This is a genomic window from Corallococcus sp. Z5C101001 (assembly GCF_007352635.1).
Taxonomy (GTDB): domain Bacteria; phylum Myxococcota; class Myxococcia; order Myxococcales; family Myxococcaceae; genus Corallococcus; species Corallococcus silvisoli.
The window spans coordinates 360206-380493 of record NZ_VKLU01000004.1; the positions used below are offsets into that span (position 1 = coordinate 360206).

Below are 20288 nucleotides of genomic sequence, written 5' to 3' on the forward strand. Positions count from 1 at the left end.
TCCAAGATTTTCGCTGCGGCGGTCCCCGTTGGACGCTGGCGCAGCAAGGTGACGGATGTCCGATACGCGCGCCGCGATGAGAGAATTCCGCTTCTTGGATGAGAAGCGGAAGCTGGGAAGCCTGTCCGCCGTCGAGGAAGCTCGCTGGGTCGAGCTGCGCGGCCTATTGGGCATCCAGGACGCGGCGGACACCGCGGCGGCGGCCCAGGCGTGGGCCCAGCCCGAGCAACAGCCCCAGGGCTACTACGGCGAGGACGGCCAGTGGTACGCCTACCCCGCCGGCTACGAGCAGCCCCAGGGCTACTACGGCGAGGACGGCCAGTGGTACGCCTACCCCGCCGGCTACGAGCAGCCCCAGGGCTACTACGGCGAGGACGGCCAGTGGTACGCCTACCCCGCCGGCTACGAGCAGCCCCAGGGCTACTACGGCGAGGACGGCCAGTGGTACGCCTACCCCGCCGGCTACGAGCAGCCCCAGGGCTACTACGGCGAGGACGGCCAGTGGTACGCCTACCCCGCCGGCTACGAGCAGCCCCAGGGCTACTACGGCGAGGACGGCCAGTGGTACGCCTACCCCGCCGGCTATGACCCCAACGCGGCCGCCTATGATCCGAACGCGGCGGCGGCATGGGCGCAGCAGGGCTACGACCCGAACGCGGCGTATGACCCGAACGCGGCCCCGGTGGATCCGAACGCGGGGGGCTGGACCGGCTACGCGGAGGGCACGGGGGAGCCGCAGGGTGGGTATGCCCCGCTGGCGCCCGTGGAGCCGGACAGCCTGAACCTGAGCACCGACGACGTCGACATCCCCTCGCTGAGTGAACCCGCGCCGTGGATGCCCCAGCAGCCCGCGGCGGCGCCGGCGCCGGTGGCGGAAGCGTGGGATACGGGCGCCGAGGAGGACTTCTCCGGGCTGTCCACGGCGACGCCGGCCCCGGTGGCCGCCGCGCCCGAGCCTTCGCTGGAGGACTCGTTCGCGGACCTGTCGATGGAGGTCGAGTCGGAGGCCCAGGCCCCGGCGACCTCGGGTCTGGATCCGATGGCCGAGGCGTTGGCCTCCGCCGAGCACGCGGCGGGAGAAGCGGCGCTGCTGGAGGCCGAGCCCGAGGCCGAGGCGGTGATGGCCGAGGACCTGTCGCCTGCCCCGATGGACGCGGCGTGGGACGCGGCGCCCCTGGCGGTGGACCCCGAGGAGACTCGAGACAGCGCGCTCGACGCGGCGCCGCTGGCGGTGGAGCCGGCGGCGACGGCCCCGGGTGGGTCGGCGGATTGGGACTGGAGCGACGTCGCGACGACGGAGGCCGCCGCGCCCGCGGATCAGGCGGTGCTCGAGGCGTCGGCGCAGGAGATCGCCACCGACGTGAGCGGCGGCGACGCGGCGTGGGGGGCGGATGCGGCCCCTGTCGCGGGAGCGCCGGATCAGGGTGGAGAGGTCGCGCTCGGCGCGGGCGATATCGCGGAGGCGTGGACCGACAGCGCCGAGGCCACGGAAGTGCCCGCGGAGGAGATCGCCCTGGAGGCTGGCGATGTCGCCGAAGCGTGGCAGCCGGAGACGGCCCACGCGGCGACGTGGCAGGCCGGCGGTGACGCCCAGACGGAGACTCCGGCGGAAGAGATCGCGCTCGGCACGGAGGACGTCGCCACGGAGTGGCAGCCCGAGCCCGGGGGTTCGGCGGAGTGGCAGGCCGCGGGTGAGGCGCAGACGGATGCCTCCGCGCATGGCAGCGCGGCGGAGTGGCAGACCGGTGGTGACGCTCAGGCCCACGGTGTCGCGGCGACAGAGTGGCAGGCCGGTGGTGACGCTCAGGCACACGGTGTCGCGGCGGAGTGGCAGACCGGCGGTGACGCTCAGGCGAACGGCGGCGCGACGGAGTGGCAAGCTGGCACGAGTGCTCCGGCCGAAGAGATCGCGCTGGGCTCGGGCGATGTCGCCGCGGAGTGGCAGGCCAGTGATGGCGCGCAGGCAAATGTCGCCGCGCACGGCAGCGCGGCGGAATGGCAGTCCGACACCAGTAGTCTTCCGGCGGAAGAGATCGCGCTGGGCTCGGGCGATGTCGCCACGGAGTGGCAAGCCGGTGATGGCGCGCAGGCGGATGCCACCGCGCACGACAGCGTGGCGGAGTGGCAGTCCGGTGGTGACACGCACGCTTCCGCGTACGCATCGAGCGACGTCGCTGCGACGTGGCAGACGAACGCTGAGGCTCCGGCTGAAGAGATCGCGCTGGGTTCGGAGGATGTCGCCGCGGAGTGGCAGTCCGGCACCGGCGCTTCCACCGAAGCGTCCGCCGAGCCGAGTGCGTTTGAGTCGAGCGCTGTAGCCACGGAGTGGCAGTCCGGTGCGGATGCTTCGGCGGAAGCCCCCGCCGAGGAGATCGCGCTCGAGTCCGAGGATGTCGCGACGGAGTGGCAGTCCGACACGAGTGCTCCCACGGAAGCCCCTTCCGGAGAAAGCGCTGCCGGCTCGAACGAGGTCGCGGCGACGTGGCAGGCCGACGGTGGTGTGACCCCGGAAGCGCCTGCCGACGCCATCGCGCTCGACGCGAACGAAGTCGCCACGGAGTGGCAGGCAGGCACCGAGGCTTCGGCACAAGCTGCCGTGGATGAAGTCACGCTCGACGCGAATGACGTCGCCACGGAGTGGCAGTCGGGTGACTCCGCTCAGGCGGAGACGCCCGCCGAGGAGATCTCGCTCGACGCAGGTGAGGTCGCGGCGGAGTGGCAGTCCGACAGTGGCTCGACGGCCGAGGGAGGTTCGCCCGACTCGGGAGCTGTCGCGACCTGGCAGGCCCATGGCGATGCATCGGCGCAGGCGGCCTCCGAGGAGATCGCTCTCGACTCCGAGGATGTCGCCACCGAGTGGCAGCCCACCAGTGCTGAGCAGTCGGGAGTTCCTGTCGACGGCGGTTCGTCCAGCACGAACGCTGCGGCGGAGACGCCTGCCGAAGAGATCGCGCTCGAAGCGAGCGATGTCGCGGCGGAGTGGCAGCCCGACACGCAGGCCCCCTCCGAGGAGATCGCACTCGGCTCGGACGATGTCGCATCGGCGTGGCAGAGCGATGGGGCACCGGCCGAGACCTCCGCTGAAGTGAGCGCGCTCCACGCGGACCCTTCCGTGGCGACGTGGCAGGCCGATGGCGCCACCTCGACGGAACTGCCCGCCGAGGAGATCGCCCTGGATGCGAGCGACGTCGCGCAAGGTGGTGCGGCGGCATGGAGCGCTGGCGACACGGTGACGGAAGCCTCGGACACGGAGACTCCGACCTTCGACGCGGTCGACCTGGGCGCCGAAGAAGAGCAGCCGTTGCTCACCGCGCCGCCCTCCCCGTTCGCGAATGAATCGGGCATCCCGTCGTTGCGGATCCGCAGCATTCCGGTTGGACCCGACATCGAAGCCGACACGGTGGAGATCGGCACGGATGACGTCGAGCTGGAAGCGGACACGGCGGTCGCGTCGGAACAGTGGGGCGAGCTGAACGGCCGCGCCGACGAGGCCGTGCCACTGGCCACCGCGAGCGAATCCCTCGCCGAGGCGCAGTCCACCGAACAGTCGGCCTGGAACACCGCGAGCCAGGATGCACAGGCGGAGTGGTCCGCCGAGGGCGAACCTTCCGACGCGACCGCGACCGTCGGATTGCAGGATGCATCGGCGGCCATCGAGCTGCAGCCCGAGTGGGCCTCCGACGCCGTGGAGCCCGCCGCCGAAACCCCGACGTGGGCACAGCCGTCCGAAGCGTCCGCGCCCATCGAGTTGCAGCCCGAGTGGGCCGCGTCGGCCTCGGAAGACGCAACACCGGAGTGGTCCAACACTCCGTCGACCGAACAGCCAACCGCGACCGGAACGAACGAAGCCGCGTGGGGGACCCCAGCCACCGATGCCGGGTGGGCAGCCACCACGTCGGAGGCTCCGTTGATCGAGGCCCGGTCCGAGTGGGCCACGACGGAAGCGACCGCCGGATCTGATTCAGCGAGTGACACGTCAGCGGAAGCTCGGTCGGAATGGGCCGGCTCCGCGGGAGCCACGCCCCTCGAAGCCGAGTCGGGATGGGCCACCGAGGGAGAAGCCGCTCCTGCCGCCCCGGCAACGGAATGGGCTGCCACGGAAGAAGCCGCACCCATCGAGGCACAGCCCGAATGGGCGACCGAGGAAGCCCCCTCGGCGCTCGCCGCGCAGTCGCAGTGGGCCACGGCGGAAGAGGCCGAGCCCATCGCCGCGCAGCCCGAGTGGGCAACGACGGAAGAGGCCGCACTCATCGCCGCGCAGCCCGAGTGGGCCACCGCTGATGAAAGCGCGCATACCGCCGTGCAGCCCGAGTGGGCCGCCACGGAAGAAGCCTCACCCCTCGCCGCACAGCCCGAATGGGCCGCGACGGAAGAGGCCGCACCGGTCCCCGCGCAGGCGCAGTGGGCCGCCGAGGGCGAAAGCGCACCTGCCGCCGCACAGCCCGAATGGGCCGCGACGGAAGAAGCCGCACCCATCGCCGCACAGCCCGAGTGGGCCACCGACGACGAAAGCACGCCTACCGCCGCGCAGTCCGAGTGGGCCGCCACGGAAGAGGCCGCACCAGTCCCCGCGCAGTCCGAATGGGCTTCGACAGAAGAAGCCGAACCCATCGCCGCGCAGTCCGAGTGGGCCACGACGGAAGAAGCAGCCCCCATCGCCGCGCAGTCCGAGTGGGCCTCTACGGAAGAAGCCGAGCCCATCGCCGCGCAGCCCGAGTGGGCTACGACAGAAGAGGCAGCCCCCATCGCCGCGCAGCCCGAGTGGGCCACCGCGGAAGAGGCCGAGCCCATCGCCGCGCAGACGGAATGGGAAGCCACGGAAGAGGTAGCCCCCGTCGCCGCGCAGTCCGAGTGGGCCTCGACAGAAGAAGTCGCCCCCATCGCCGCGCAGTCCGAGTGGGCCTCTACGGAAGAAGCCGAGCCCATCGCCGCGCAGACGGAATGGGCTGCCACGGACGAGGCCGCACCTCCCTCCGCGCAGCCGGAGTGGACCGCCGCTGATCAGAGCGCATCCACGGCCGCGCAGCCGGAGTGGGCCACGGCGGAAGAAGCCACTCCCGTCGCCGCGCAGTCAGAGTGGACCACCGCCGAGGAGCCGGCTTCCGTCACGGCACAGCCTGAGTGGGCCACGGCGGAAGGCTCGGCAACCGCCACGGAGTGGAACTCCACCGACGAAGCCGCCCCCATCGCCGCGCAACCCGAGTGGTCCTCCACCGAAGGCGCTCCCGTCGAAGCCCAGCCGGAATGGGCCACCGCCGATGGCTCGGCGCCTGCCGCCGACCCGACGGACTGGAACGCTTCGGAAGCAGCTCCGCTCGACGCGCAGCCGGAATGGGCCACCGCCGAAGGCACCGCGCCCACCACCGCATCGCCGGAATGGGCCGCCGCGGAAGAAGCACCCCTCGAGCCCCAGTCCGAGTGGGCCCAGCAGGCCACCGACGCCCAGCAGGCGTGGGATGCCCCGGTCGAGGAAGCCGCCTCTGAATGGGCGTCCCCTCCCGCCGCACCGGAATGGAGCGCACCGGAGGCCCCGGCCGCCCGCTCCGCCTGGGCCGCACCCCAGGAGGCCCAACCTGAATGGATGACCGCGGAGGCCGCGCCCGCCCCGGGCGCATGGCAGACGCCGCCGCCCGCCGCCGCTGAATGGAGCGAGCCCGTCGCCGAGGAAGAGGTCTCCCTCACCGACATCACCGCGCCCACCTGGGCCGCCCAGCCTCCTCCGTCCTCCGGCTGGGAAGAGCCCGCAGTGGACGTGGAGCCTGTCCTCGACGCCATGCCCGCCCTGGACGTCGAGGAGGTGGAGCCCGAATCCGAGCCCATCGCGGACATCGAGCTCGTCGAGGAGGAGGAGGAGGAGCCCGCCCTGCCTCCTGCGCCACCACCTCCGGCCCCGCCGCGCGCCTCCCTGCCCGTGGCCCGGCTCACGCCGCCCGCCGCCTCGCGGAGTCCGGCGCCCATGGCCCACGCGACGCCTGTGATGGCGACGCCAGCGTCCGCCAACCACCTGCGCCCCGTGGACGACGCGCTCTTCGACATGCCCACGGAGGGACTCGCGGGCTCCACCAACTCCTTCGTGGAGGGCGAGCACCGCGTCATCATCCACACCGTCGAAGGCCAGGTGAAGCGCGGCACCATCCGCGACGCGGACCTGCTGGAGGACACCATCTCCCTGGAGCAGCAGAGCGGCTTCGCCCCGGAGCGCATCCCCGGCAAGCGCGTGAAGGCCATCTTCTTCATGCTCGCCGCGGGCGCCCGTCAGCCGCAGGCGGAGGGTTCGAAGATCCGCGTCACGTTCAATGACGGTCGCCAGGTCGCCGGCTTCTCCCAGGACTTCAAGGGCCCCACCCCGGGCTTCTTCGTCATCCCCGCCGACACCCGCACCAACACCGCGCGCATCTTCATCTACCGCTCCAGCGTGCAGGCCGTCGCCGAGGGCTGAAGCGTGAGGCAGGGGCGGGCCTCCCCCGCCCCACCGCGCACAGGAACGACGCCAGCAAACAGGGCCTGAGTTCCTGCGCGATGCTTCGGAGGTAGCGACCTGGGTCGGCGCGGAAGCGCCGGCCCATGCCCCGTGGCCCGGTAATGTCGGCGCGTCCCGCGGACCCGGGCAGCGAGCCGGCGTCGCACTCCCGCACCTCCAGACCGCGCTCGTTCCCCGGAGAGACCCGCGCGCGGGAGTACCCGTGGGAGGCGGTTGCCCGCAGGGCATCGCGCATCAGTGCATACGGGCGGCCCCACTCGCGCGTGAGGGCCCCCTTTCAAGTCCCCAGGCTCTCCTCGATGCCGCCCAGGCGTCGGCGCTTTCGCGTCGACCGCGGCGTTCTCCCGCTCCCGTCGTTCCGCTTATCGTGTGAGCCATGTTCCGGAACGTGAACCCTCGATGCTTCGCCGCGCTGCTCATGCTGAGCTGTTCGTCCTTCTCCGCCCGCGCGGCCGAGGTCTCCGCCGCGGAGCGCGTCGAAACGACCCCCGGGCTTTCTCCCAATGCCGTCCGCCGGGTCTTCGATGCGCAGCGCCAGGCCCTGACTGTCTGTCCGCGCCTCACCGCGGAGGTCCCGCAAAAGGAGGGGCCTACACGGTCCGCTCCGTGGACGGCGCCCGCGGACGCGGACGACCGGGTCCTGTTCCGTTTCGTGATCGACGCCAACGGCACGGTGGCAAAGCTCAGCTCCGTCGAGTCGACGATGAAGGTGCGTGGGGCCTTCATCGATCCGGGGTGTGCTCAGGAGCTGGCGCGGCAGTGGACGTTCCCCCCCGTCGATGGGGAGTCGTCGGTGGAGGTGTCGGTGTGGGCGCGCTTCCGCACCACCGAGGCCGAGCGGAAGGCGTCGCTCGCGAGGTTCAAGGAGAGCGCCGTGGTGCTCTGCCAGGCCATGTCCGCCGCCATCCCTGGCGATGCGGTTCCCTCGAGGGAGGTGTGGGAGGCCGCGATCGCGCGGATTCTCTCCGAACGTGGCCCGAGCCTGGACACGCGGCTCCATGACGTCATTGACGCGGTGAGGAGGGTTAATCCGATGGACGCCAGCGCGATCATGGTCAGCGCGATGGAGGGGCTGACCGCGAACGTGGAATGCCCGAAGCTCCGCGCCTGGGCAGGTCACTAAAGGGGCCGTGCGCGCGACGGCCCAGGTCCTCCCTGCGGATGCACAAAAAAGAGGGGCCTCGTCACCGAGGCCCCTCTCTTCATTTCAGCAGCCCGGATGGGCGGCGAAACGAAAGGACTACTTCGCGTCCTTGGCCGCCGGGGCCTCCTCGGCCTTCTTCGTGGTCTCCAGGTCGAGCGTGATGCTGATCTCATCGCCCACCGCCACGCCGCCGGCCTCCAGCGCCTTGTTCCAGGTCAGGCCGAAGTCGCTGCGCTTGATCTTCGTGGTGGCCGTGGCGCCGCGGCGCACGTTGCCCCACGCGTCCTTCGTCTCGGGCGTCGGGCCTTCCACGGCTAGCACGACGGGCTTCGTCACGCCGTGCATCGTCAGGTCGCCCGTGACGTTCAGCTTGTCCTTGCCGGCCTTCGCGACCTTCGTCGACTTGAAGGTGATGGTCGGGTACTTCGCGACGTCGAAGAAGTCAGGGCTGCGCAGGTGCTCGTCGCGCTTGGGCTCGTTGGTGTTGACCGTGGTCGCGTCGAGGGTCGCCTCGATGGTGGACTTGGTGATGTCCTTGTCATCCAGGTTGACGGTGCCCTTCACGTTGCTGAAGGTGCCACGCACGGTGGACACCATCATGTGCTTCACGCCGAACTGCGCGCTGGAGTGCGACGAGTCAATCTCCCACGCGGACGCGAAGGCGAACGAGGGGGCGGCGACGGCCAGCAGGGTGACGGCGGACTTGAGCGACATCTTCATGGTGTGAGCTCCTGGGAGGACTGCGGACTGCGAGGTTCAGGCGCGCAGCGCGAAGCTGCGCATCGACAAGGTTCCGTGATGGAAGCCCTCGAACACGGGGGTGAGACGGTCCTCGGGGAGGGCGGCTCCGAGGACGAAGTAGATGGGCAACCAATGCTCGGGGGATGGATGCGCGACCCGAGCATTCGGTGCATCCATCCACGACTGAAGCCCCACGTCATCACGCGCGGCAAGTTTTCCCGCGACCCACGCGTCGAACTCGGCGGCCCATGGCTCCACCGACGCCAGCTTGGATCTGAAATTCACCCGGCGCAGGTTGTGGACCACCCCGCCGCTGCCCATGAGCAGCACGCCCTCCGCGCGCAGCGGCCGCAGCGCCTCGCCCATGCGCGCCACCACCGCGGGCGAGGCCTCCGCCGGCAGCGCCACCTGGATGACCGGGATGCGAGCCTCGGGGAACGCGTGCCGCAGGGGCACCCAGACGCCGTGGTCCAGGCCGCGCTCGCCATCCGCCACCGCGGGCACGCCCGCCGCGGACAACCGCGCCACCACGTCCTGGGACAGGGCAGGAGCCCCCGGCGGCGCGTAGCGCAGCCGGTACATCTCCTCTGGGAAGCCGTAGAAGTCGTAGACGAGCGGAGGGGCCGCCATCGCGGTGACGTGCACGCGGGCCTCCGTCTCCCAATGCGCGGACACCACCACCAGCGCCTTCACCGGACCCGCGCCCGCACCGAAGCGCTGGAGCGCCTGGGGGTACTCATCCGAGTCCAGCGCCGTCATCGGCGAGCCATGCGAAACGAACAGCGCCGGCGCCACCGGCTGGACGACCGAGCGCCCAGGCCCCATCACCCCCGCCACCCCGGCGGCCGCCACGCCCTGCAACACCTCGCGTCTGTCCACCCCGGAACCCATCGTGGCGCCTTCTACTGCAACCCCAGGACCAACGCATCAAACACGTCAACCCATTGAAAGCACTCGGACTCTGATTCCAGCCCTGCGAAACACCTCTCAGATTGATAGAGAGACGCATCAGTCTGAAACGATTCAGGGAGACACCGTGGTGGGTCTGGAAGGGCTGGACTTGAGGGAGTTACTGGCGTTCGAGCCGAAGGGGGGCGTCATCCACTTCGCCGGGCAGCGGGCGTTGCTGATGGACCCGGTGGCGCTGGGACTCTTGCGCAAGGAGCTCATCGGGATGCTGGGGATGACGGCGGCGCGCGGCATCTTCACGCGGCTGGGCTACGCGCACGGCTGGCGCACGGCGGAGGCGATGAAGTCCGCGGTGCCGTGGACGGACGAAGCGGAGTGGCGCCGCGCGGGCGGACGGCTGCACACGCTGATGGGCCAGGTGCGCGTGGAGCGCATCGAGCGGACGGACAAGGACGGCCCGGAGCCCTTCGCGGAGGCGCAGTGGAGCGACTCCTATGAAGCCGAGCAGCACCTCCTGCACCTGGGGCAGGCGGATCAGCCGGTGTGTTGGAGCCTCACCGGCTTCGCGTCCGGGTACATGAGCTACTGCAACGGCAAGCCCATCTACTGCGCGGAGCTGAAGTGCGTGGGCAAGGGGGACGCCCTCTGCCACATCGTGGGCCGGCCCCAGGAGGAGTGGAGCACCGAGTGCACGGAGTTCCTGCGCTTCTATGAGACGCAGTGCATGGAGGGCGTGCTCGGACAGGTGACGGAGGCGCTGCGGCAGGCGGAGCGCAAGCTGCGCGCGAAGCGGCAGTCCCTGGCGCGGGTGTCCGGCGTGACGGAGGACCCGGCGGGCATGGTGGCCCGCGCGGAGGCCATGCAGCGCGTGCTCAACCTGGCCCGGCGCTCGGCCAAGGTGGACACCACGGTGCTCGTCACCGGCGAGAGCGGCGTGGGCAAGGAGCGCATCGCCCGGCTCATCCACGACGAGTCCGGCCGCGCCCACAAGGCCTTCATCGCCGTCAACTGCGCCGCCGTGACGGAGAGCCTGCTGGAGAGCGAGCTGTTCGGCCACGCGAAGGGCGCCTTCACCGGCGCCACGCACGACCGGGCCGGCCTCTTCGAGGCGGCGCACGGCGGCACCCTCTTCCTGGATGAGGTGGGGGAGGTCCCCGCCGCCATGCAGGCGAAGCTCCTGCGCGTCCTCCAGGAGCGCGAGGTGCGCCGCGTGGGCGAGAACACCAGCCGCAAGGTGGATGTGCGCGTGGTGGCCGCCACCAACCGCGAGCTGTCGGAGGAGGTCCGCCTGGGCCGCTTCCGCCAGGACCTCTTCTACCGGCTGCGCGTCATCGAGCTGCGCATCCCGCCCCTGCGCGAGCGACGGGAGGACATCCTCCCCCTGGCGCGGCTGCTGCTGGCGGAGGCCGGCGAGCGCCTGGGCCGCCGGGTGAACGGGCTCGCTCCCGACGCCGCGGATCAACTCCTGCGCTACCCGTGGCCGGGCAACGTGCGCGAGCTGGGCAACGCGATTGAGCGCGCGGTGGTGCTGTGCGAAGGCCCGCGCGTGGAGCGCGACGACCTGCCGGAGGAGGTCCGCGCGGCGCCGCCCAGCCTGGTGCCCACCGGCAACCCGCGCCGGCTGGAGGACATGGAGAAGGAGTACATCCTCGCGGTGCTCGCGCAGAACGGCGGCAACCGCTCCCGGACCGCGGAGCAGTTGGACATCGGGGTGGCCACGCTCTACCGGAAGCTCAAGCAGTACGGCCACCCGGAGGCCGCCCACTAGCCCCTCAGTTGAGGAACTGGTCGCGGTCCCGCGAGCGGTCGCGGTCCACCACGCGCAGGTGCTTGGAGCGGTCGCGCAGCTGGCGCTGCAGCCGCCAGTGCTGCAGGTGGAGCATCAGCCGCTTGGGGCTCGCGCCGTGCACGTACGCGAACACGAGCGGCAGGCTGATGAGCTCCGGGGCCAGCACCTGCCAGGCCGGCGCGGTGAGCAGCCGCAGCACGGTGAAGCCCGCGCCAATCGCCGCGAACCAGTTGCCCGTCAGCGGGATGCCCCAGAAGTTCGTCTGGCCCCGGCCAATCACCAGCCCGTACGCCACCCACAGCACCGTGGTCATCACCGTGCCGCCGGCGTAGTAGCTGGCCATCGGCATCACCAGCGACAGCAGCACCGTGATGAGGCCCGCGAGCGCCGTGATGCCCACCGACGCCATCAGCAGGCGCCTGGCGCCCCAGGTGGACTCCAGGAAGCCGCCAATGGACCAGATGATGATGGCGCCGAAGACGATGCCCAGCGGGTCCGTGGCGACGAACGCGTAGGTGAACAGCTCCCACACGCGCAGCCCCAGCACGTCCCGGGGGTTGAGCAAGAGCAGCGCGCCCTGGCCCCGCTGCGTCGCCAGGAAGAGCGCGGAGAACGCCACCAACCCCACCGCCAGCTTGGCGGCCATCGAATCCAGGCCAGGGAAGCCGCCGCCGAAGCCGCCGCCTCCTCCCCTGTTGAAGCCCCGCATGGGTCGCATAGAGGCCCAAAGGTGGTGGAAGCCCGTCCGGACCGCAACCCCAAATCCAGAAACGATGAAGGGCGCCCCACCCCGATGTCCTCGGGGAGAAGCGCCCTCGCATCCCACGCCTTCTTCAGACCGGCCGGAGGCCCTCAGGCCTTGTGACGGTAGAAGAGCGTGATGGTCAGACAGTGAAACTCCTTGTCCGAGGACTGCGTGACGATCTTGTCCACGATGTCCACGGAGGAGTTCTCCTTCAGCCACTTGGTGATGTTCTCGCCCATGTTCTCGCGATCGCGCGCGAGCGTGGTGGAGAACACCTTGACGCCCGTGAAGCTGATAACGCCCATTCCAACCCTCGTGTCACCAGAGATTACGAACGTTTACCCTGAGTCGCGGGCGCCATCAAGAAACGGGCCCGACAATCCGGCTCCGGAAGCATGCCCCACCTCGCTGGCGGGCCGCTCCGGGCGGGAGGCCCGGCTTGCGTCCACCCGCCAACAGTGTGGCGGGCGGACGAGGGGGGACGCGGGCCGTCAGCGGCCCGCGGCGGCGCGGCGTGCCTGACAGGTGACCTCGTCCTTGCAGGCGGGACCGATGCCTTCGGGGTGGGCCGTCAGGGGCGTCTTGTCGCTCTCCTCCACGCCGCACACCACGCAACGGCGCTTGCGGTTGCGGCGCTCGGCGCGGCGCTGCTCGGCGATGGCCTTGGCCCGCTCGCGGGCCGTCTTCGCGTCCACCTCGTTGCTCATCTCACGTCCCGTCCGGAAGTCGTCTGCCCCGTACCCCGTCGCCCCGCGGCGCTCCTAGAGCGCCTCGACCAGCACCGCGATGCCCTGGCCCCCGCCGATGCAGGCGGACCCGATACCATAGCGGGCGCCCCGGCGCTTGAGCTCGTACGCCAGCGTCATGGTGATGCGCGCCCCGGAGGCCCCCAGCGGGTGGCCCACGGCGATGGCGCCGCCGTTGACGTTGGTGGCGTCGCGTGGCAGGCCCAGCTCCTTCTCCACCGCCAGGTACTGGGGCGCGAAGGCCTCGTTGACCTCGAAGAGGTCCACGTCCGTGAGCTTCGCGTCCGCGCGCTGGAGCAGGTTGCGGATGGCCGGCGCCGGGCCAATGCCCATGATTTTCGGGTCGCACCCGGCCACGCCCCAGTTCACCAGCCGCGCCACCGGCTTCAGCCCGTGCTTCTCCACGAAGCTGCGGGTGGCCATCACCATGGAGCCCGCGCCGTCGCAGATGCCGCTGGCCGCGCCCGCGTGCACCACGCCGTCCTTCTTGAACACCTTGGGCAGCTTGCGCAGGCCCTCCACCGTGGTCTCCGGGCGGTTGTGCTCGTCCTTCGCCACCACCGTGTCGCCCTTCTTGCCCTTGAGCGTCACCGGCGCGATCTCATCCCCCAGCCGGCCCGCCTCCTGCGCGGCGGCGAAGCGCTTCTGGGTGAGCACCGCGTACTGGTCCACGTCGTCCTGGGTGAGGCCGTAGTCCACCGCCAGCTGCTCCGCCGTGAGCGCCATGGCCTGGCCGGTGTAGCTGTCCGTGAGGGCCGTCCAGAGCATGTCCTCCAGCCCGCCCTTGCCCAGGGGGATGCCCCAGCGCGCGCCCCGGATGACGTGCGGCGCCTGGCTCATGGACTCCGTGCCGCCCGCGAGCACGCACTCCGCTCCGCCCGTCAGCATCATCTCCGCGGCCGTGACGAAGGCCTGGAACCCGGAGCCGCACAGCCGGTTGACGCCCAGCGCGGGCACCGGCACCGGCACGCCCGTGCGCAGCCCCACGTGGCGCGGCAGGTAGATGGCGTCGGAGCTCGTCTGGACGACGTTGCCGTACACCACGTGCTCGACCTGCTCCGGGGAGACGCCCGCCTGGGCCAGGGCCGCCTTCGCGGACTCCACGGCCAGGTCGGTGGCGCTCAGGTCCTTGAGGCTGCCACCGTAGGTACCGAACGGGGTGCGCTTGCCGGACAGGAAGTAGATTTCCTCGTTCTTGGACACGCTCTTCATGGTGCTCGTCTCCCTACTCTTCCAGGGCGCCGGGTGCACGCACGACGTGACGTGGAAAAGCACCCAGGGGGCCGTCAGCCCGCGCGCTGGCCCAGGAAGGCGCTGGCGACGATGGCAAGCGCGATGGCCGTCCACAACAGTCCCTGGAGGTTCTGGCGGCGGATTTCCTTGCGGCCCAGGCCCTGGTACCAGGCCCGGCCCGCCTGGACCCGCCCCTCCCAGCTGAAGGCCTCCGGGCCCGCCGGCTCCCAGCCGTCCAGCCGTCGCACATGCGCGCGCAACAGGCGCTCGGGTGAGGCGTCCTCCAGCGAGCCGGAGCGGTATCCCGGCAGGTCCAACGCGGGCCGCCGGTAGCTGGCGGTGACCACGAAGCCCCCGGAGGCCAGCGGGGTGAGCAGGTAGAGCCGGGGCCCCTCTCCGTTCCCCAGGTGGAGCGTGGCGAAGACGCGCTCCCCGGCGTGGGCCCAGTCGTAGGAGCGGGTGGCCTTCTGGAGGAGCGGCTTCTCCTCGTGGCTGCCCAGGGGGGTGAAGCCCAGCGCCTGGAGCTGGCCCGCCAGGGGGGCCAGCGCGTCCGGCAGGTCCATCTGGTCCGCGGGGGCCTCCGGCTCCACCCGGACCGTGTGGGGGAAGAGGAAGAGGAGCGCGCGCCAGAAGTTGAGGGCGAGCAGCACGCCAGCCAGCACGAGGCCCGCGACGGCGACGCCCAGCTGCCCGAGCACGTTCACGGACGGGGCTTTCTTCCATCCTGGCGCCGGCCGGCGGTGGCGGGCAGGTCCTGCCAGCGCGCCAGGGCCTCGGGGGTGAGCGGGTCGCGGCCCTCCAGGTGGCGCTCCAGGTGGCCCAGCGAATCCACGCCCCAGAACATCTCGCCGTCCACCAGCACGGAGGGCACGCCGAAGGCGCCCCCGGCCAGCGCCGCCTCGGTGTTGACGCGCACGCGGTCCTTCACCTCCGGCGTCGCCGCCGCCGCGAGCAGGGCCTTCGCGTCGAAGCCCGCGGCCTCGAGCACCGCGCCCACCTGCTCCGGCGTCTCGATGCCCCGGCCCTCGCCCCACGCGGCGGAGTACAGCGCGGTGGTGAGCCGCGTCCGCTCCGCCACGTCGTCCACGGCGGCCGTCACGCGCAGGGACAGCAGCGGGTTGAAGGGGTGCGAGGGCGGCAGCGAGAACGGCGCGCCCTGCTCGTGCGCGATGCGGAACGTCTGCTTGAAGACGTAGACGCGCTTGGCGGGGATCTCCGCGGGCCCGATGGAGCCCACCGCGTTGAGCAGCCCCGCGAGCAGCACCGGCACGGGCTCCAGCGGGCGGCCGTGCCTCGCCGCGATGGCGGGCATCCTCAGCCAGGCGAGGTACGCGTACGGGGACAGGTAGTCCAGGCAGAAGCGCAGGGGGGAAGAGGAGGCCATGCGGCCATCCTAGCCATGACGGCGCCGTCAGGCGCTCTGCTTCACGTCCTCCTGCTGACGCGACAACGGACCGCGCAGGGACTGGGCCAGCATCTGGAGGTGCGTGGCCCGGGCGGTGGCGAAGGCGCGCTCGGCGATCTCCAGCTCCCGCACCACCTCTTCCGGGGTCGTGAGCCGCTCGGCGGTCTGCAGGTACACCAGCCCCATCTGGAGCACGTTGCCGGTGGACTCCGCCAGGAGGCGCGCGCGGCGCAGGTGCCCGTCCCCCTCCTCCTGGGACACCAGCGGCGCCAGCGCGCGGCGGGCGAGGATCTCATCCCACGGGTTCGCGAGCAGCGGGTCCAAGGCGCGCGCGAGCGCGGCCTCGGCGGCGGCGAGCGCGGCCGGCAGCCGGCCCTGGTCCCGCTCGAAGCGCGACTGGTACACGCGCAGCAGCGTCTCCATGCGCAGGCCGCCCTGGCGCGCGGCGTCCAGCGCCCGGGGCAGCGACTCGCGCGCGGCGCCCGCGTCCTCGAAGAGCACGTCGCGGCACGCCTGGTACACCAGCACGTGCGCGCGCAGCCAGCGGTCCCCGGGCAACAGCCGGGAGAGCGCCTCGCCGCGCGACACCACCGCCGCGACCAGCTCGTGCTCGCCGCGCTCCAGGTAGTACGGCGGCGTGAAGAGCGCCACGTTGCGCTCCATCAGCCGGGGGCTGCCCAGCCGCCGGATGAGCTCCGTCTTCTGCGAGAGCGCGGACGCGAACGCGGCGCCGTCGCCGGTGAAGACCGCGCGCGCCACCTGCGCGAAGAGGTGGTAGGCGCGCACGTCGGTGAAGCCGTGGGCCTCCGCCAGCTGGAGCCCGTCCTTCAGCACGTCCTCGTCCAGCGGCTCGCCGCGCAGGGCCAGGTTCGCGTTGAGCAGGTAGCCGCCCATGCCCAGCGCCCAGGCCAGCCGCCGGGGCGGCCGCCCCACCGCGTCGCGGAAGTCCCGCAGCCGCCGCACCTGATGGCGCTGCTCGGCCATCCCGCCCGCCCAGTGGCCGGTGTACGCGCTCAGCGTCGCGCGCGCGATGGACAGCCCGGACCGGTAGGGCGAGTCCTCCGGATGCTCGGCGGCCACGCGCGCGAAGAGCGCCTCCAGTTCGTCCGTGCGCCCCAGGATGGCCAGCGCCATGCCCTGGAGGATCTGCAGCTCCGAGCGCTTCCAGAAGACATCCACCGGCGTCATGCGCGCGTTCGCCGACACCTCGCGGAACAGCGGGCACAAGAGCTCCTGGCGCTCCGCGGGCGTGGCCGTGCGCGCCGACTCCAACCGAGACAGCGCCTCCTGGCGGCCCGCCGCCACGTCCACCGTGGCCGCCCAGTGCGCGAACAGCCGCTCCGCGTACGCCACCGACGTCGGCGGGTCGCTGGAGTAGCCCACCTCCACCAGCGACACCCACGTGCGCAGCAGCTGCTCCGAGCGCCCCGGATAGTCCGGCGCCGACTCCAGCAGCCCCGCGGCCTCCTTCAGCAGCAGCGTGGCCTCCAGCAGCGCCTGCGCCTCGATGGCCGCCTGTCCCGCCTCCAGCAGCGGCTGGATGGCCTCCGCGGGCGCGTCCGAGCGCGCGAAGTGCCAGCCCACCGCGCGCACCACCCCCGCGCGTCCGGAGGGCAGCGCCTGGAGCGCCCGCGCCACCTGGCCGTGGTGGCCCCGGCGCTCCGCCTCCGGCGTGCTGTCGTAGACGGCCTGGTGCACGGTGTCGTGCGTGAAGACGAAGCGGCCCTCCACGTCCTGGAGGAACTGCCGCTCCACGATGCCGTCCAGGACGGCGAACAGCTCCGCCTCCGGCAGCCCCGACAGCGCGCGCACCAGCGGCAGGTCCAGCATCCGGCCCGCGGGCGCCAGCTTGCGCAGCAGCGACACCTGCTCCGGCGGCGCGCTGGCGAGCCGCACCAGCACCGTCTCCTGGATGCTGTACGGCAGCGCACGCGTCCCCAGCCCCTCCTCCGCCTGCCAGCGCCCGCCCACGCGCTTGAGCGCGCCCGCCTCCACCAGCATGCGCAGGCACTCGGTGGCGAAGAAGGCGTTGCCGCCCGTGGTCGCGTGCAGCCGCTGCACGAAGCCCTCCGGCATGCCCAGCCCCGGCAGCACCAGCTCCACCAGCGTGGCCACGTGCTCGGCGGACAGCGGCTCCAGGTCCACGCGGGACGTGAGCTTCTCATCCACCGTCTGGAACGCCAGGCTCAGCCGGGACAGCTCGTGGGAGCGGAACGTGCCCACCACCATGCCGCGCGTGCCGTGCAGCGCGCGGATGAGGACGTTGAGCGCCTCCAGCGTCGCGCTGTCCGCCCACTGCAGGTCCTCGAAGCACAGCACGAAGGACTGCCGCTCGCCGAGCGTGCGCGTCCACTCCGACAGGGCCTCGAAGAAGCCGGCCTTCTCCTCCGAACCGTCGCGCAGCAGCTGTTCGTGCAGGTCGCCCTCGTACCCGTCCGACGACAGCAGGCGCGCGAGCCGGGGCCCCACCCGGTCCATCACCTCGCCGGGCGTGTGCGGCACCAGGCAGCGCAGCGCCTGCGCCACGGGGGCGAGCGGCGCCAGGCCCTCCGCGCGGCACTGCCCCCGGCCGAAGGGCAGCTCCGCCAGCTTCGCCTGCAGCTCGAACTCCTGGAGCAGCCGCGTCTTGCCCACGCCCGCGGGCCCGCCCACCAGCACCGCGCGCGACTGGCCCCAGTCCGCCTCCGCCAGGCCGTTCATCAGCCCTTCCAGCTCCGCCTCCCGCCCCACCACCTCCGGCACGTGCAGGTAGCTGGCGCGCGCGGACAGCGGCTCCTCGGGGACGGGCTCGCCGCTGGCGTGGCAGAGCGCCTCCAGCAGCTCGCCCGCGTCCTGGAAGCGCTCGCGCGGATCCTTCGCCATCAGCAGGAGGATGATCTCCTCCAGCTGCGGGTCCACCGGGCAGAGCGTGGAGGGGCGCGGCGGCGGGCGCGTGAGGTGGTCCGCGAGCAGCACCGCGGGGCTGGCGCGCTTGAAGGGCAGCTTGCGGGTGGCCAGGTACCAGGCCATCACGCCCAGCGAGTACAGGTCCGCGCGGCCGTCAATGCTCGCGCCCCGCTGCCACTCCGGCGCCAGGTACTCCAGCGTGCCCTTCAGCTTGCCGGGGCTGGGGGTGCCCAGCTGGTGCATCACGCCGAAGTCCATCAGCTTCACCGCGCCGGACTCGGTGATGCGCACGTTGCTGGCCTTGATGTCGCAGTGGACGTACAGGCGCGAATGGATGAACGCCAGCACCTGCGCCATCTGGATCAGCACCCGGTACAGCGTGCGCGTGTCCAGCGGCGCCTCGCGCACCAGCGTGCTCAGGTCCTGCCCGCCCACCACCTCCATGGTGATGAAGCGGTTGCCCGCCTCCGTCATGCCCCAGTCGAACACCTTGAGCGTGGACGGGTGCTGGAGCTTCTTCATGGCGAAGAACTCGTGCCGGAACAGCAGCACCAGCTCCTCCACCTTCGCCGCGGACAGCTCCGCCGGGACGTGCATCTCCTTGAGCGCCACGCGGCGGCGCTCCTGCAGGTCGTCCGCCAGCCAGATGCGGCCCATGCCGCCTTCGCCCAGCAGCGACTCCACCCGGTAGCGCCCGGTGACGATGACGCCCGGGACCAGCGAGCGCCGCTCCCCCACGCCCGAACCCGGCAGCGTGATGGGCGTACGCATCCGGTCCCCCCACGTGCTCGGAGGCCGGGTGCGCTCGTCCAGGACCGTTGTCTTCTCGTCGTCGCTCACGCGCAAAGGGCTGGCCGTTTCCGGCCAGAATCCAGACGTCGGAGGAATAGCACGTTTCAGTGACACCGCCTCCGGGACATCCGAGCAGGTGCACGCTCTGCCATTAGTCCCCGGTTCACCGTCTCGCTGGAAGAAAACACATGGGCGTGCCCGGGCGCTTGCCGAGCAGCCGCTTCTGTTCCGGGGAGGACGCCACCCTGGGACGGATGCACGGCCTGCGCCCTGCCGCACCGCAGCAGACGTCACAAGCGCGTTGAGCGCGCGCTGGCGCCCACGCGGCCGCGGCGGGACGCGAGCGCCGCCCGGGTGGATCCGCGCCCGCATGGCGATCCCGCGCGCCCTCCCTCCTCGCCCCTGGACGACCGGACGGCCCGGCCTCCCCAGGGACCGCCGTTGCCCGCCCGCTCCGCCACGGTCCACCTTCGCCTTGGGGGTGGCGCCATGGCCTCGGACAAGGGCAGCAGGAACTTCCAACCTCGCGACCGGGGGCAGTTGGAGGACGCGCAGGACCGCGCCGCCGCGGAGCAGGCCCGCGAACGCTCCGCGGCCGCGGCCCGTGACCCGGACGTCAACCCCGGCCCCCTGGAGGAGACGCCGTGGGAGGCGGACGTCGAGCGCGGCGAGGAATGGGAGGCGGCCGAGGTCCCCGAGCGCGAGGCGCGGGGCGACGAGGAGCCGGACTCCGAGGTTTCCCGGCGGGGGCTCCGGAATCCGCCGCCGGAGTCGTAGGGGGCTGACGGGCGAACCCGTGAGGTGGAGGCTTTCGCGAATTCTCGCGGGTGAAGGGGGACCTCTTGCCCGGTGCGCACGGCGGGGGGATGCTGTGCGGCGCAGGTCCCCCTCGCAGTCCGCGGTCCCCTCCCCGGGAGTCGATGCGCCGTGAAGCCCAAGGTCCTCATCGTGGAGAACTCCTGGACCATGCGCGAGACGCTGCGCCTGCTGCTGTCCGGCGAGTTCGATTGCACGGTGGCGGCGGACGGGGAAGCGGGGCTGGCGCACGCGCTCGCGCAGCCGCCGGACGTGCTGCTGTCGGACGTGAACATGGAGGGCATCGACGGGTATGAGCTGTGCCGCCGCGTGCGCTCGGAGCCGGCGCTGGCGCATCTGCCCGTGGTGTTCGTCAGCGGCTACGCGCCGCGCTCGGACCTGGAGCCCGGACAGCCGCAGCCGGACGCGTACCTGGTCAAGCCCGTGAAGCCGCCGTACCTCATCGCGCAGCTTCATGCCGTGCTGCAGCGCGCGCGGGGCGCCACGGCCAAGGCCGCGGGCGAGGGCTGAGCCGGACGCACGCTGGACATACGGCCGGTGGAGGACACGCACCGGTGCTGTGTCGCGGCGCGGACGCCCCTGGCTTCTGACGCTGACCTGG

Annotated in this window: 14 protein-coding genes; 5 read left to right on the forward strand and 9 right to left on the reverse strand. The window is 71.8% G+C overall.

All coding sequences use genetic code 11. From position 1 onward, the window contains the following. Window positions 1-94 precede the first annotated feature (94 nt). Window positions 95-6439, forward strand: coding sequence for a hypothetical protein (locus tag FOF48_RS10010; protein WP_255442028.1), 6345 nt, complete (start codon window positions 95-97; stop codon window positions 6437-6439). Between the two features lie 418 nt (window positions 6440-6857). Next, the gene (locus FOF48_RS10015; RefSeq protein ID WP_143900320.1) at window positions 6858-7604 is read left to right on the forward strand and encodes a hypothetical protein; all 747 of its coding nucleotides are present in this window, start codon (window positions 6858-6860) and stop codon (window positions 7602-7604) included. Window positions 7605-7721: 117 nt separating this feature from the next. On the opposite strand, the gene FOF48_RS10020 is transcribed toward FOF48_RS10015, so the two are convergent. Then, window positions 7722-8345, reverse strand: coding sequence for a YceI family protein (locus FOF48_RS10020; RefSeq protein ID WP_143900322.1), 624 nt, complete (start codon window positions 8343-8345; stop codon window positions 7722-7724). Between the two features lie 36 nt (window positions 8346-8381). Continuing rightward, window positions 8382-9257 carry a class III extradiol ring-cleavage dioxygenase gene (locus FOF48_RS10025; RefSeq protein ID WP_143900324.1) on the reverse strand — a complete coding sequence of 292 codons (876 nt, stop codon included), beginning with the start codon at window positions 9255-9257 and terminating at the stop codon, window positions 8382-8384. Window positions 9258-9402: 145 nt separating this feature from the next. On the opposite strand from FOF48_RS10025, the gene FOF48_RS10030 reads away from it, so the two are divergent. Further along, window positions 9403-11043 (forward strand): sigma-54-dependent Fis family transcriptional regulator, encoded by a 1641-nt coding sequence (locus FOF48_RS10030; protein ID WP_143900326.1) that lies wholly within the window; start codon window positions 9403-9405, stop codon window positions 11041-11043. Window positions 11044-11047: 4 nt separating this feature from the next. Here FOF48_RS10030 and FOF48_RS10035 read toward each other — a convergent pair whose 3' ends face one another. The 7 genes from FOF48_RS10035 to FOF48_RS10065 all read right to left on the reverse strand — a co-directional run bounded on the left by FOF48_RS10035 (window position 11048) and on the right by FOF48_RS10065 (window position 18850). Beyond that, complete coding sequence (locus FOF48_RS10035; protein ID WP_143900327.1) at window positions 11048-11782, reverse strand: DUF1751 domain-containing protein; 735 nt, start codon at window positions 11780-11782, stop codon at window positions 11048-11050. 134 nt (window positions 11783-11916) lie between these two features. Continuing rightward, window positions 11917-12114, reverse strand: a complete 198-nt coding sequence (locus FOF48_RS10040) for a hypothetical protein (protein WP_143900329.1) — start codon at window positions 12112-12114, stop codon at window positions 11917-11919. A 186-nt stretch (window positions 12115-12300) separates the two neighbouring features. Beyond that, on the reverse strand, window positions 12301-12516 hold the full coding sequence (locus tag FOF48_RS10045) for a hypothetical protein (RefSeq protein WP_014399195.1): 216 nt from the start codon (window positions 12514-12516) through the stop codon (window positions 12301-12303). 54 nt (window positions 12517-12570) lie between these two features. After that, window positions 12571-13767, reverse strand: a complete 1197-nt coding sequence (locus FOF48_RS10050; protein ID WP_143900331.1) for an acetyl-CoA C-acetyltransferase — start codon at window positions 13765-13767, stop codon at window positions 12571-12573. A gap of 74 nt (window positions 13768-13841) precedes the next feature. After that, the gene (locus FOF48_RS10055; protein WP_143900333.1) at window positions 13842-14492 is read right to left on the reverse strand and encodes a hypothetical protein; all 651 of its coding nucleotides are present in this window, start codon (window positions 14490-14492) and stop codon (window positions 13842-13844) included. Beyond that, window positions 14489-15172: a 2-hydroxychromene-2-carboxylate isomerase gene (locus FOF48_RS10060; protein ID WP_143900335.1), complete on the reverse strand. Its 684-nt coding sequence runs from the start codon at window positions 15170-15172 to the stop codon at window positions 14489-14491. The genes FOF48_RS10055 and FOF48_RS10060 overlap by 4 nt, the downstream gene beginning before the upstream one ends. Window positions 15173-15199: 27 nt before the next feature. Beyond that, window positions 15200-18850, reverse strand: coding sequence for a serine/threonine-protein kinase (locus FOF48_RS10065; RefSeq protein ID WP_143900337.1), 3651 nt, complete (start codon window positions 18848-18850; stop codon window positions 15200-15202). 510 nt (window positions 18851-19360) lie between these two features. On the opposite strand from FOF48_RS10065, the gene FOF48_RS10070 reads away from it, so the two are divergent. Both FOF48_RS10070 and FOF48_RS10075 read left to right on the forward strand, forming a co-directional pair. Then, a complete protein-coding gene (locus tag FOF48_RS10070; protein ID WP_143900339.1) occupies window positions 19361-19648 on the forward strand; it encodes a hypothetical protein in 288 nt (95 codons plus the stop codon). A 150-nt stretch (window positions 19649-19798) separates the two neighbouring features. Further along, entirely contained in the window at window positions 19799-20197 is a 399-nt protein-coding gene (locus tag FOF48_RS10075) for a response regulator (protein ID WP_143900341.1), read from the forward strand. Window positions 20198-20288: the final 91 nt, after the last annotated feature.

Excerpts from the sequence above, each read along its gene's own strand:
- FOF48_RS10045 (WP_014399195.1), bottom strand. The coding sequence starts at position 12,516 with ATGAGCAACGAGGTGGACGCGAAGACGGCCCGCGAGCGGGCCAAGGCC.
- FOF48_RS10040 (WP_143900329.1), bottom strand. The coding sequence starts at position 12,114 with ATGGGCGTTATCAGCTTCACGGGCGTCAAGGTGTTCTCCACCACGCTC.
- FOF48_RS10070 (WP_143900339.1), top strand. The coding sequence starts at position 19,361 with ATGGCCTCGGACAAGGGCAGCAGGAACTTCCAACCTCGCGACCGGGGG.
- FOF48_RS10060 (WP_143900335.1), bottom strand. The coding sequence starts at position 15,172 with ATGGCCTCCTCTTCCCCCCTGCGCTTCTGCCTGGACTACCTGTCCCCG.
- FOF48_RS10050 (WP_143900331.1), bottom strand. The coding sequence starts at position 13,767 with ATGAAGAGCGTGTCCAAGAACGAGGAAATCTACTTCCTGTCCGGCAAG.
- FOF48_RS10015 (WP_143900320.1), top strand. The coding sequence starts at position 6,858 with ATGTTCCGGAACGTGAACCCTCGATGCTTCGCCGCGCTGCTCATGCTG.
- FOF48_RS10025 (WP_143900324.1), bottom strand. The coding sequence starts at position 9,257 with ATGGGTTCCGGGGTGGACAGACGCGAGGTGTTGCAGGGCGTGGCGGCC.
- FOF48_RS10020 (WP_143900322.1), bottom strand. The coding sequence starts at position 8,345 with ATGAAGATGTCGCTCAAGTCCGCCGTCACCCTGCTGGCCGTCGCCGCC.
- FOF48_RS10065 (WP_143900337.1), bottom strand. The coding sequence starts at position 18,850 with ATGCGTACGCCCATCACGCTGCCGGGTTCGGGCGTGGGGGAGCGGCGC.
- FOF48_RS10035 (WP_143900327.1), bottom strand. The coding sequence starts at position 11,782 with ATGCGACCCATGCGGGGCTTCAACAGGGGAGGAGGCGGCGGCTTCGGC.